This window comes from Paraburkholderia sp. SG-MS1 (assembly GCF_012275575.1).
Taxonomy (GTDB): domain Bacteria; phylum Pseudomonadota; class Gammaproteobacteria; order Burkholderiales; family Burkholderiaceae; genus Paraburkholderia.
The window spans coordinates 72,216-85,527 of sequence record NZ_NPIH01000168.1 but is presented as its reverse complement, the minus strand read 5'-3'; the positions used below and the strand labels follow the sequence as shown (position 1 = coordinate 85,527).

At 63.8% G+C, this 13,312-nt stretch carries 10 protein-coding genes; 1 reads left to right on the top strand and 9 read right to left on the bottom strand.

Going from position 1 to position 13,312, the window contains the following annotated elements; all coding sequences use genetic code 11:
* Nucleotides 1–229 precede the first annotated feature (229 nt).
* The 9 genes from CIC12_RS13090 to CIC12_RS13050 form a co-directional block, all read right to left on the bottom strand.
* On the bottom strand, nt 230–1,006 hold the full coding sequence (locus tag CIC12_RS13090; protein ID WP_168664525.1) for a YjbE family putative metal transport protein: 777 nt from the start codon (nt 1,004–1,006) through the stop codon (nt 230–232).
* A 12-nt stretch (nt 1,007–1,018) separates the two neighbouring features.
* Complete coding sequence (locus tag CIC12_RS13085; protein ID WP_168664524.1) at nt 1,019–2,635, bottom strand: hypothetical protein; 1,617 nt, start codon at nt 2,633–2,635, stop codon at nt 1,019–1,021.
* 163 nt (nt 2,636–2,798) lie between these two features.
* On the bottom strand, nt 2,799–3,818 hold the full coding sequence (locus tag CIC12_RS13080; protein ID WP_168664523.1) for a 2Fe-2S iron-sulfur cluster-binding protein: 1,020 nt from the start codon (nt 3,816–3,818) through the stop codon (nt 2,799–2,801).
* A gap of 14 nt (nt 3,819–3,832) precedes the next feature.
* The gene (locus CIC12_RS13075; protein WP_168664522.1) at nt 3,833–4,312 is read right to left on the bottom strand and encodes a GlcG/HbpS family heme-binding protein; all 480 of its coding nucleotides are present in this window, start codon (nt 4,310–4,312) and stop codon (nt 3,833–3,835) included.
* A 27-nt stretch (nt 4,313–4,339) separates the two neighbouring features.
* Nucleotides 4,340–5,794, bottom strand: coding sequence for an aldehyde dehydrogenase family protein (locus tag CIC12_RS13070; RefSeq protein ID WP_168664521.1), 1,455 nt, complete (start codon nt 5,792–5,794; stop codon nt 4,340–4,342).
* Between the two features lie 132 nt (nt 5,795–5,926).
* A complete protein-coding gene (locus CIC12_RS13065; protein ID WP_168664520.1) occupies nt 5,927–6,658 on the bottom strand; it encodes a TenA family transcriptional regulator in 732 nt (243 codons plus the stop codon).
* Between the two features lie 110 nt (nt 6,659–6,768).
* The gene (locus CIC12_RS13060; RefSeq protein ID WP_168664519.1) at nt 6,769–7,863 is read right to left on the bottom strand and encodes a porin; all 1,095 of its coding nucleotides are present in this window, start codon (nt 7,861–7,863) and stop codon (nt 6,769–6,771) included.
* Between the two features lie 175 nt (nt 7,864–8,038).
* Entirely contained in the window at nt 8,039–9,370 is a 1,332-nt protein-coding gene (locus tag CIC12_RS13055) for an MFS transporter (protein ID WP_168664518.1), read from the bottom strand.
* Nucleotides 9,371–9,419: 49 nt separating this feature from the next.
* The gene (locus tag CIC12_RS13050) at nt 9,420–10,919 is read right to left on the bottom strand and encodes an amidase (protein WP_168664517.1); all 1,500 of its coding nucleotides are present in this window, start codon (nt 10,917–10,919) and stop codon (nt 9,420–9,422) included.
* Between the two features lie 1,300 nt (nt 10,920–12,219).
* On the opposite strand from CIC12_RS13050, the gene CIC12_RS13045 reads away from it, so the two are divergent.
* On the top strand, nt 12,220–13,056 hold the full coding sequence (locus CIC12_RS13045) for an IclR family transcriptional regulator (protein WP_168664516.1): 837 nt from the start codon (nt 12,220–12,222) through the stop codon (nt 13,054–13,056).
* Nucleotides 13,057–13,312: the final 256 nt, after the last annotated feature.

Genomic DNA, 13,312 nt, shown 5'->3' with positions numbered 1-13,312 from the left:
GGGGAGCGCGTTTGCTGTCACAGTTCGTCAGGTACACGACAAGCAAGTGCTCCGGGAGATTTTCGCGCACCGCGCGCGAAGCAGTTCTTCGCCCGGGATGTCGAGGGCGCCTAGCTCGTCTCATGGTTCATTTACTGATTGCGTCCCGCGCCACGCGCAAAAAAGTCATCGCGGGTCAGGCGCTGACTGAACAATCAATTCGCGCTTACCGGCACGACCACAGGTCGGTTCATCCGGTCCGCCACCTTCGCCATCGCAGGCGTTGCACGAACGGCACGAACAGCACGAGCGCCGCAACAACGAAGCTCAACAGCAAGCGTGCGAACCGCACATCAATTGCGTTGTCGCCGAGCGCGTCCACCGATTGACGCAACAGCTGGGCCACATGCGGATCGTCAAGCAGCATCTGCGCGGCGATGCAGCCAAGCAGCCCCGCACCGAACCAGGTCACCAGCGGAAAACGCTCGAGCACACGCAACATCACGGCACTGCCCAACGCGATTGCAGGCGCGCCCACGGCAAGCCCCGCAAGCACGATCGCCGTGCGCGACGCGGCGGGCAACGTCTCGGCCACGGCCGCAGTCGCGAGACCGTTGTCGAGACTCATCGCGAAGTCGGCGAACAGGATCAGCGCGACAGTGCGCCAGAGCGCCTCAGCACCAGCCGCTTCATCGGCCGCGGCATGAGCCTCACCACCCGCGCCGTCGTCACGCAGCAACTGCATGCCGATCCACGCAAGCAGCAACCCAGCCGCAACGTGCATGTACGGAATCGCCAGCAAAAAGCCGATCACGTAGACCATCGCGAAGCGCAAGACAATGCCGAGCCCCGTGCCGATCCAGACCCCTGCGCTCCGCTGTTGCGGCGGCAGCGAGCGGCATGCCATCGCGATCGCAATCGCATTGTCGCCGCCGAGCAGCAGGTTGATGACCACAATCTGCAGCACGGCGGGCGCGTAGTGCACAAAATCCGCCGTCAGGAGTTGCGAAAGCGTGAGGAATTCCATCAGCAACCTTCCTCACGCGAACGCAACGGCTGCGAGCGTTGCGATCACGAGCCCGCACACGACCGGCAGGAACAACGCGCGCACTGCATCCAGCACGGGCACGCGCGCGAAACCCGTGACCGCTATCAGCGACGACCACGCGACCAACGTGCCGCCACCCGTCCACACGGCCCCCATCTGGCCGATGGCGGCGAGCGTCGCGGACGGCAGATGCACCATCGGCGCGAGCGCACCCGAAAGCGACCCCGTCAACGGCAGCCCCGCGAAGCCGGAACCGTCGATGCCCGTAATCATGCCCATCAGCAACACGCCGAACGAAACGAACAACGGGTTCTGCGGAATCACCTGGCTGCAAGCCTGGACGAGTTCGAACAGAAACGACGGCACATGCGCGCCCGCCGCCGCGCCGAGGATCGGGCCCGCCGTGCTCGCGTCGCCGACAAAGAAGAAGCCCGCGATCGGCAGCACCGCGCCCATCGCCTTGAACGCGAACACGAAGCCGTCGATGATGTGCTCCGCGGTGCGATCGAGAAAGCCTTTGCGCCCGTGCGACAGCGTCGCGAGCATCATGAGCACGGCCGCCATGCCGCCGATCAACGCTGCGGCGTCGCCGCCGCGAATCGCGCCCGAGCCGATCATGTCCGGCCGCATCATTACGACCACCACCGCGAGAAAGGCAAGCGGCGTGGCGAGCGCGAACACCTTCGACCAGAGTTCGCGGCGCTCGATCAATGCATCTGCGCCGATCGAGGCCATCTGGAGCGCCGCGCCGCCCTGCGGCATCGGCGCGATCGAGATTGATGCAAGCGCGGACCCGGCATCTGTGTGCAGCGACGAGCCGCCGTCCTGCTCCGAGCCGAGATTGCCGCTCGTGCCGCGAGCGAGCTCGACCTTGGCGAAACTGCCCTGATGTTCCTGCTCCGCTTCGCCGGCGAGCGCGCCCTGCGTTTCCCACGCGCTGAGATTGCTGGCGGACGGCGTCTTCACGCGGCCACGGACGACGAAGAACCACGTCAGCGCGAGCGCGACGAAGCCGACGATCAACGAGAGGCCGAATGCCGTGTTCGCAACCGTCAGCATGTCTGCGCCCGCTGCCCTCGCGCTGATGCCCGGCGCGACCTTGATCACATAGTCCGACGACAACGCCATGCCCTGCCCCGCAATGGCGATTGCCGCCGCGGCGCCAAGTGGTGGCAGGCCCGCATAGACCGCCGCCGGAATCAGGATTGCGCCGACGAGCGGCACGGCGGGCGTCGGCCAGAAAAACAGCGAGATCAGATACGTGATGAGCGCGAGAATGAAAAATGCCGCATGACCGTTGAACATGATGCGCTTGAACGGCCGCACCATGCGTACATCAGCGCCCAGTTCCCGCAGCCCGTTGAGCAGCGCGGTCATCAGCGCGATCACGAGGAAGATGTTGAACAGTTCGTGCGCGGCCGTCAGGCTGCCCATAAAAATGGCCTGGAAGCCGACCAGCATCTTGCCGGACCATGCGAACGCCACCGCGAAAGTTGCAAGGATCGCAGGCACGACGACGTTTGCACGAAAGATCATCGTTGCGATGATCGCGACTACGCCGGCCAGATAACAAAAGTGGGCTGGCGTCAGAACAGCGATGGAGTGCATGGGAAGCCTCAGCTCAATAGGAGGTCGGGGACGATGGGGCGTGGTGCAAATACCAGGTACTTCATTTCGCGGCCAAAAAGCCCGCGCAAGTTTCATTGACGGCGCCGTGAAACCCATGTGGTCCGCGCGCGCATGGGACTGACGCACACGGCCGCGCGAGCCGTCATTGCGCCGCGCCGACACATTGCGGATGCTGGAACGTGAAACTGTCCGCATACAGATAGCGCACGCTCGCGCCGTGCGCGACGAACGCGCGGCGCGCATCCGCAATCATGACCGGTGAGCCGCAAAGATAGAGCGCGTGCTCCGAGAGGTCCGGGTAGTCGGCGAGTACGGCGTCCTGCACGTAGCCGCGCACGCCTGACCATGCATCGTCGGCGCGCGAGAGCACCGGCACGAAGCGGAAGTCCTCGCGGCCGGCCGCCAGCTGCGCGAATTCCTCGTGCAGATAGAGATCGTCGCTTGTGCGCGCCCCCCAGTAGAGGTCGATGGGCGGCACGTCCTCGCTGCCGAGCAGTGTGGCGAGCATGCTCCGCAACGGTGCGATGCCGGTTCCCGTGGCGGCCATCACGATCGGCCGGTAATCCTCTTCGTGATAGCCGAAGCCGCCGAGCGGCGCGCCGATATCGAGCGTGTCGCCGGGACGCATCGCAGACAGCAGATCCTGTGTAAAGTAGCCGCCATCGATGCGCCGGATATGCAGTTCGATCAGCGTTTCATCCGGACCCGACGCCATCGAGAAGCTGCGCGTGCCCGCTTCTCCGAGCAGCACGTTCAGATACTGCCCCGGTCGGAACGCAAGCCGCACGTTGTTGTCGATGGCGAGCACGAGACGCGTCACATCGCGGCTCAATGCTTCCATCCGGACTACCGAAGCCCTGTGCCGTTCAGGTGGGGTAGGCGCGGCGAGCACGCGCTCGGTGCTGATCTCCAGATCGGCAAGCGCGTGCGCCTGACACATCAGCGCGTAGCCGTTGGCGGCTTCTTCCGGTGACAGCGCCGGCGGTGGCTCGGCGTAGTGCACACGCCCCGTAACCAGCTTGACGCGGCAGGTACCACAGCCACCGAACGCGCACTCCGACGGCAACGTCACGCCCGCACGCCGGGCGGCTTCGAGCACCGTTTCGCCGCGGGTCGCTTCGAAACTGCGTTGTGCTTCGATCCAGGTAATCCGATAGCTCACGATGGACCTCGCATTCACAGCTTGATGTCGGCTTGCACGAGCACTTCATGCCCGCTTTCGCGCAACACATCGCGCAACGCGGCAAGGCCGGCGAGGCCCGCCTGGGTGTCCTGCTCGCCATTGCCGCCCGACAGGCCGATGCCGCCCACCACCTGCTGATCGACCACGATCGGAAAGCCGCCGACGAATGCCGCAAAGCGCCCCTCGAAGCTCCATTGAATTCCAAACGCCTCGTTGCCTGGCAGCGCGGGACCGTTGGGTGGGGTTGTGAACAGATGCGTGGAGCGCTTGTGCCCGGCGGCGGTGAAGGCCTTGTTCCACGCGATCTGCGGACCCGTGACGCGCCCGCCGTCCATGCGTTCGAGTGCGAGCGGGAAGCCGCCCTCGTCCACCACGCAGATCGATTCGCACACACCGATCGCCTGGGAGCGCGCGAGCGCCGCCGCTACCATCAGCCGGGCTTCGGCCAGTTCGAGTTTGAAGAATGATTTCATGATCGAAAAAATTGAGGATGAAGGCCGTTAAACGCCACGATAGACGGTCTTGGTCTGCAGATAGAATTCGAGCCCGTCGCGCCCCGACTCGCGGAAAGTGGCTGTGCTCGAGCGTTTGAGACCGCCGAACGGCGCGTTGACGAGATTGCCCGTCGTAGTGCGATTGATCTTCACGGTGCCCGCTTCGATGTCGCCCGCGAACCGGTGCATGAGCTGCGTATCCCGCGTGACGAGCGCGGCGGCGAGGCCGTATTCGCTGTCGTTAGCTACATCGATCGCGTCTTCGTAGTCGTCGACGTCGACTACCGCAATCACCGGTCCGAAGATCTCTTCGCGAGCGATGCGCGCGTCGCGCGGCACGTCCACGAATACGGTCGGCATGACGAAGTATCCGTACGAAAATTCGCCCTGCGTCAGCTGCTCGCCGCCGCATACGAGCGTCGCTTCGCGCTTACCCGCTTCGATATAGTCGAGCACGGTGCGCAGCTGGCCCGCGGTGGCGAGCGGCCCCACATCGACGCCAGGTTGCATGCCGCTGCCGACCACGAGCGCCGCAGTCCTGGCGGCCAGCCGCTCGACGAACGCCGCGCGGATCTCACGCGCCACTAGTACTCGGCTCGTGCCGGTGCAAGCCTGCCCCGCGAGCGAGAAGCCCCCCTTGATCGTCAGCTCGACCGCGAGTTCGATGTCGTGCGCGTCGAGCACGATGAGCGGGTTCTTGCCGCCCAGTTCCATCTGGGTGCGCGTGGAAAGCGACGCCGCCCGGTGAATCTGCTCGCCAGCAGCAGTCGATCCTGTGAAGGAAATCGCCCGCACTTCGCGCGCGCCCACGAGCGTGGGACCGACCGCGCCCGCGCTGCCCGTGACGAAATTGAGCACGCCCCGTGGAATGCCGGCTTCGACGAGCGCCTCGGTCAATCGCAAGCCGCTCAACGGCGCATCCGACGCAGGCTTGAACACCACCGTGTTGCCACAGATCAGCGCGGGCGCGATTTTGCGAGCGGGAATCGAGACCGGGAAATTCCACGGCGAAATCACGGTCACGACGCCCAGCGGCTCACGCAAGGTGTAGACCATCATGGCTGGGTCGTCGGTGGGGAAGGTTTCGCCGCCATACGACTGCGCTTCGATCGCGTAGTATCGCAGCGTCTGCGCGGCACGCACGAACTCGTCTGTCGCGAGGGCCTTCTGTTTGCCTTCTTCGCGCGTCAGCTCTTCGCCAAAGCGCGCCGCGTGGAGTTCCAGATAGGCGGCGGCATCGAGCAGAATCTTTGCGCGCGCGCCTGGCGCCAGGCGCTTCCATGCAGGGAACGCTGACGCGGCGGCGCGCACGGCGGCCTGCGCATCGGCTTGCGTCGAAGCCTGAAAGCGGCCGACCACGTCGCGCGTATCGGCGGGGTTGAGGTTGTCGAAGGTGGCGCCCGTGCGGCTCGCGCACCATTCACCGTCGATGTAGTTCAGAAACGTCGGTACGTTTGTCATGTCTGCAACGGCCCTGCAAAAGTAATCTTGATGCCCATGACGAACCGGCGCGCCACGCCTCCAAGGCGCCGCGCATCGGCCGTCGATTAGCCTCAGTCGGGCACGACCAGGCTGGTCAAGGGTACGCGGCGCTCAGGCGGCGAGACCCAGTTCGGGCAGTGGAATCTCTTTCTCGACGTAGTCGTAGTAAAGCGCGGTGGTGTACAGCAGACGCATCTGCGCGCCTACCTGGCAGATCTTCAGGCAGCGCTGCTGCAACTCTGGCGTGTTCGCGTGTTCCAGCACAATCTGGTAGCCGCGCTCGCCGTGGATCTCGTCGGAGACGATGTGAAGATCGAAAAACTCGACCTCCTCGTCCGTGAACTTGTAAAGCTCGCGCAGCGTCGGCGTCTGCTTGCGGTAGATCGATGGCACCTGAGATTCGAGGCCGACCACGAGCGCCGCCACTGCGACTACCGGGTCTTCTCGCATCGCCACCGAATAGCACCAGCCTTGCAGGCCACGCGTGGTGGGCGACATGTTGTCGGGATCGATCACGCGCTCGCGGGTGGTGCCACAGGCTTCAGCGAACCGGATCAGCAGGTCCGTATGACGGTCGCCACCAATCTCCTCCTCGTACATGTTGGCGAGCAGGAAGTCTTTCGCTTCGGTCATGTGGTCCGGCGTGCGGGCGTACAGATAGCCCAGATAGTCGGCGAACGGTCCTACATAGTGGTAGTGATTTTCGGCCCAGCGCGCCAGATGCGCGCGGGTGAGCTTGCCGCTCGCCCACGCGATGCTGAATGGCGCCTTGTTGGCGCTCTTTCCCTTGATTGCCTCTTCGAGTGCCGCGCGGAAAGTTTCGCGGTCCATCATCTCTGCCATGTCCAACTCCTTCGTTGAGTGAATTGGCCCGTCACGATGACGGGCAGCAATACAGTACACTGTATACATTTATTCCGCAAAAGCCAACTTTGCAAAAATCCTGGGATGGCCTAGAACGAATGGCGCAGACCGATGCCGGCGGCGGACTGCGTGTTACTGCTCGATGCCGCGATGAACTGCGATACCTGCGCGACCTGGGCATCGCCCTGGGCGCGCTGCAGCGTGGCGAATGCATAAAGCTGGGTGCTTTTGGACAGCGAGTAATTCAGCACGGCGTTGTACTGGATGTAGCGCGGATTGGCGTCGTTGGCATCGACGGACCCGTCGGTGTACGTGACGCCGAGCCCTGCGGAAAGTGCTGGCGTGAACGAGTACATGCCATTGACTTCGTAGTTCATGAAATTAACGTCCTGCCCTTCGAAGCCCTGCGTGTACTCGACGTGTGTCACGTTCGCGCTAAGCTTTGTGTTGCCGATCCTGTACGACGCGCCGCCGCCCACTGTAAGGAACGAATGCGCCGCGAGCGCGAACTCGCCCACCGCTGAGTTGGTCGCTTTCCAGAAGGTGCCCGGCGACAGTTCGCCAGGCTGGCGCGCGTAGGTCATGCCGAAGCCGGCATACAGAGGCCCGTTTTCGTAGCTGCCGCCGAGGCTCCACATGCTATCGCGGCCGAAACTGCCTGGCTGGCCGCCGAAGCTATACATCGCGCTCCCAGTAAAGCCGCCAAAACTGTTCGCATAGCGGACCGCATTGTTCACGCGCACGCCGCGGTTGGTCAGGTCCATGTCGCCCGGGTGCTCCATGTAGACCGACCAGTCAGCAGACGTGAGTTGCGCCACGTAATCGACCATCGATTCGTACTGGCGGCCGAACGTGACACGCCCCCACCGGTCGTTTTCGAGACCCACGTACGCCTGGCGGCCGAACATCAGGCCGCCTTGGCCGAGCGAGCCGTCCGTCACGTCGAAGCCGTTTTCGAGCCGGAAAATAGCCCGGGTGCCGCCGCCCAGATCCTCCGATCCGAGCAGACCAAAACGGCTGCCGCGTGTCGAGCCGCTCGCCATCGCGAAGGATCTGCCACCATCCTGATTGCTTGAGTAGATCGCTGCCACGTCGATCAAACCGTACAGCGTGACGCTGCTCTGCGCATGCGCAGTGATGGAAAGGCATGCCAGCCCTGCCGCGCTCCAGAAAGTCTTGTTCATCCAAGGTTCCTTGATTTTTGGTTAAAAGACATTCAGACGGCGCGCTCTCGTGACCCAGATGGCGTGCGCCGTTATTTTTAGTATGTTGTATACAATAAAGCGGAAAAAATTTTTGACTACAAAAAATTCGAGGTCAACAGGGAGAGCAACAGTGGCGCGCAAGCGGTTCGCTCCCTTAGCGAGCGGTGCCGGACGAGGGCGTCATGGTCTGCCCCGCGGGATGCGCGGGCGCTTCACCCACCAGCGCCTCGTCCTGTCCCGCGCCCTCGACGGCATCCAGCGCGATGCCATTCGTTTCCGGCAACATCCACGCCGCGAGCACCACGAAGCAGTACCCCACGCCGGCCACGAGTGGAATGGCGAGCGTCAGCGTGAGGTGGCCGCTCGCCAGCCAGCCTGCTGCGAGCGGAAACACCGAGCCGATCACCCGCCCGACGTTGTATGCGACGCCATAGCCGGTGGCCCGGATCGCGTTCGGATAGGTCTCCGCGATGGTGGCGGCCACGCCAGAAAAGGTGCCCTGCATCAGCACGCCCAGCAGAAAACCCACCAGGAGCATGACGGGTGTAGGCGCGTCGATCATCATGTAGGCGATGCTCATGACGAACGCACCCGCCGCGAACAACATGTACGTCGGCCGGCGCCCGAGGCGATCCGTGCACCACGCGCCCAGTGCATATCCGGCCAGCGACCCCCCAATGGTGACCGCAAGCCAGGCGCCCGTGCCTGTCACCGAGAGACCCCGTTCGGCCTTGAGCCACATCGGCATCCACGTGGCAATGGCGTAGTAGGAGCCCAGCATGCCGCCTGAAAGCAGGCTGCACCACAATGTGCGCGCCGCGAGCCGCCCGCTGAACACAGCGCGCAAAGCCTTCCGGGGCGTCGTATCGCGACGTGCGGCAAGCGTGCGGTCGAACGACTCTGGTTCCCGCAAATTGCGCCGCAGCCAAACCACGAGCAACGCGGGCGCGATACCCACGAAGAGGCATGCGCGCCACGCCCACTGCGGCGGCAGCCAGTTGAACAGCAGGCTATAGGCAAGCGCCGCCGCCGCCCAGCCGAACGAATAGCTGCTTGCCGTGAAGCCCGAAAATTTCCCGCGATGCGCGGGGTTGCGGATCATCTCCGTGACGAGAACCATGCACAGCGACGACTCGCCCCCGAAGCCAAGTCCCTGCACGGCGCGCAGCACCGCAAGTTGCGTCGGCGAGTTCGCGAAGCCGCAGGCAAAACAGGAGAGCGCGAAGAGCGCGATGGTCCAGCGCAGAATGCGCACGCGGCCATAGCGGTCGGCCAGCAGGCCAGCGCCGATGGCGCCCACGAGCGACGCGATCAGCGTCCACGTGACGATGCTGCCCGCCGTGGCCTTACTCATCTGCCAGGTCTGCATCAGCACGGGGATGAGGAACGAATAGATCATGAAATCGTAGACATCCACCGCATGGCCGACGAACGCGCCGGCAAAGGCTTTTTTTTCGTGTTTCGACAGTGACGTGAGCCAGGACATGAACGCGTGCTCCGTGAGCGAATGAGGAATACGAGGTTGGACGCGCCGATCAGGATCGGGACGCGGGCGGCGTGTACGCGTAGCCGGCGGCTTCGAGCAGGCTCGCGACGCGGATGGAACGCAGGTCGTGATAGAGCGGCGCGACGATCTGCACGCCCACGGGCAAACCGTGTGCCGAACGGCCCGCCGGAGCGACCGTAGAAGGCAGGCCGCACAGACCCGAGTGACCGGCCCAGAAGAGCTGCGTCGTGAGAGGCTGTTGCCCGCCGTTGACGCTCAGCGTGCGTTGCCACGGCGCGCCTTGTTCATCGAGGGGGAAAGCCGCCGTCGCCGCCGCCGGACATAGCAATACATCGACGCGCGTGAAGAGTTCTCGCCACGCGGCTGCATATCGCTCGCGCAGCGGCTGCAGCTTGAGCCAGTCACGATGACGCATTGCCGCGCCGGCATATTGCAGCGACGCGTAGCTAGTATCGTCGGGCGATACGGCCTCGGCAGCGACGAGCGCGCTGGCGAAGGCTTCGTCGCCGAGATAGCCGCACGTCGATGCGCGCAACAGCAACGTGTAGGTGCGCATCAATTCGGCGGCGTCCAGTTGCGGGCGCGCGTCCCAGACGACCTGCGCGCCCCGCCGCTCCAGCGTCCGGCCAAGTTCGGCGAGGCAGTGCTCGACTTCCGCGTCGACCGGCGCCAACGGATGATTTGTCAGTATCCCGAAGCGAATCTCTTCGAGACTCGACGCATTGCACCGTGGCAGTTCATAACGCACCGCGCAGGCGGCCTCCGGCGCGGGCCCCGCGATCGCGTGCAGCACGAGCGCGAGGTCATCCGCGCTGCGCGCGAGCGGCCCCGCGACGTTGATGTCGGGAAGCGTCACGCCACCGGGTAAGCCGTGTCCGTCGAGCGAAACGAGACCATGCGTGCTCTTGTGTGAAAAGACACCGCAATAGTGCGCGGGGTTGCGGATCGACGAGCCGATATCCGAACCCACGTCGAAGAACGCCATGCCGGTGGACACCGCCGCGGCGCTGCCGCCCGACGACCCGCCGGGCGTGCGCGTCAGATCATGCGGGTTGCGCGTGGTGCCGTAGATGTCGTTGTAGCTCTGCCAATCGCGTAGCCATAACGGCACGTTGGTCTTGCCGAGCAGGATCGCACCGGCATCGCTCAGGCGCTGCACCACAGCGGCGCCACGAGCGGCGATGTTGTCGAGGAACGCCGGGTCGCCGACCGTGGTCGGCCATCCAGCGACATTGAACGATTCCTTGATCGTGAACGGAATGCCGTGCAGCGGACCGCGCAGGCGGCCCGCGTCAAGCTCGGCATCGCGTTCGACGGCGATCGCATGGGCGCGTTCGAAATCGCTCAGAACGACGGCGTTCACGTGTGGGTTGGCCGAGCGCCAGGCCGCTTCGCATGCGCAGACGAGCGCGCGCGAACTCACCTCGCGGCGGCGCAGCGCCGCCGCGGCTTGCGCGACCGATGCGCAATGCCAGGCGCCGGTCGCCGTTCGGGCGGGAAGGACGATGGTGTTTGCGAGATCCGACATCGAATGTCTATCCGGAAGTATTTTGTATACCGTCTCTCGACAAATTTGCGTTGTCAAGCAATGGGTCGCGGGAAGTGACGCCCGAGCGCGGTACCCGGACCAGGCACAGCCTTGCCGAGTCACTACCGGTTCGTGGACTCTATAAGACAGGCACCCTCTTCGATGGCTTTTCGCCACTCCTTCAACGCCGGATCATCGCTTTCCAGGTGGTCTGTTCTTGCACCGTGATACCGGCGCATTACGCACGCGCTGCGCCTGTTCATCGACCGGCGCGGCTACGAAAGAGTGACTTTCTTGCAGATCTCCTCCTCGGCGGGTTGCGACCATTGGGAACCTCGGGGAATGAGAGTTGGAAAAGCGTGCGCGGCGCATCTGGGAGACACATGTCGTATGCGAGCGAATGCATGTCGCTCCGGGCAAGCGTGCGGAATTCCCGCTGCGACACCTTCTCCTCGGGCGACATGGGAAGAAAAAACACTGCCAGCAGTCAATTCGGGTCCAGGCTGGACACTGGCCTGAGAGCGATCAACATGGCCCCATGCGCTTAGCCAAGGATTTCCGGGATGCATAGCCCTCTTGCCTCAACTCGATCAAATTCGCCGCCCCCGTCCCGCCTTTATGAAAACAACCCAAAGATTCAACGGCGGCCGAGCGCCGACGCTGCCGTTATCGTGATTTGCGGCGGTGGGGGGAGTGAGGTCTGCGACTACGCTTTGAGCGGACGCGCCATCGGACGCATTGGTAATTGTTCCCCATCTTGAATGCTGCCACGCAGCATGCCTTTTGAGTGCGGAGCAAACTTTGTAGTTGAGAAGGGCCGAACCGCGATGGATGCAGACTTTGTTGTGCGCCCAATAGGACAAAAAGGACAAAAAAAAGGCGCCACGTTGCCGTGACGCCTTAAAAGTTCTAGCCATTCCGAGGGCCGTGCTAGAACCTGAGAGACGGTATTCGAAAGAAAGGGCGCTACTGCGAAACCCGATGCGGACTGATGACCGTGGACTGCGAGAATCGACCGCTACGGCGTCGACAGCTCCTTCGCGAATCCAGGTGAATTTCAGAATGGGGATACAAGCTCTGAAATCGTCTTTCGAAATGAGGTTCCATTTTTTATGCTTATGCTGACTAAGTCAAGGAAAATCTAAAGCGGCTTCCTGCGCCTCGGAAAAATATTCCGATACAATCAATTGCAGTTAAGAACCCGTTGAATGCCCTATTTTGGAGCGTCCTATGGCTACGTGTGCCACGGGTGCCGGCAGGCCGAAAACGCAGAAACCGAAATAGAGTTCCAAAAATTTACATGACCCGACCCACGTCCCCCAAAACGGCAGCAGCCCCGGTCAAAGACAAAGACGGCGCGGGCGATGAAGTCACCGCGCTCGCGCGCGGACTGACCGTGCTGCGCTCGATCGCCGCCGCCGACGCGCCGCTCAGCAATCGCGAACTCACCGAACTGACCGGCATTCCCAAGCCGACTGTCTCGCGCATCACCGCCACGCTGGTCGGGACCGGCTTCCTGTTCCGCCTGCCCGACAGCGAGCGCTTCGTGCTGACCTCGTCGGTGCTGGAACTGAGCAATGGCTTCCTGCGCAACTTCGACATCCGGGCGCGCGCGCGGCCTTTCCTGATCGAACTCGCCGAACGCACCGCGCTGTCCGTGCATCTGGCCGTGCGCGACCGCCTCGAGATGGTGGTGATCGACGCGATCCGGCCGCGCTCGGCGGTGCTGGTGTCGCGTCTCGAGATCGGCTCGCGGATGAATCTGAGCCGCACCGCGGTGGGCCGCGCCTATCTCGCGGCGCTCGCCCCACCAGAGCGCGACACGCTGCTGGTCGCCCTGCAGGTGGCCGAGGGCGACGACTGGAACTACATCGGCGGCCGGCTGGAAAGCGCACTGCAAGACACCATCGAGCGCGGCTTCGCGATCGCCACCGGCGAGTGGTATGCCGGCCTGAACGCGATCGCGCTGGGTTTCGTCGGCCCATCGGGCGAGCGCTATGCCGTCAATTGCGGCGGCTCGGCGGACCAGTGTCCGCGCGACTGGCTGATCTCACGCGCCGCACCGGCGCTGCTCGAATGCATCGGCAAAATCGTGCTCGAGATCGGCGGCACGCCCGCGCGGCGGCTCGACACCTGAGCCGCAAACGCGAGGACTCGCCACCTCGTACCCGCGCCAACCGCCCCGCCTCCTGTAACCTTCGTAATCAAAAGAAAAATAGTCGGGTGGACTGTTACAGACCGCGCAACGTAGGATCATGCATTCCCGTCGCGGGGCGCTCGCCCGGCGAGCCCTTCCCGGCATCGAGAACGGCTCGGCAAACCTGTGAAGATGCCGCATTGCGTTAACATCTCCGTCCCGCGCCTCGGGTAGCATCGCGCAGAACCAGCGCGGC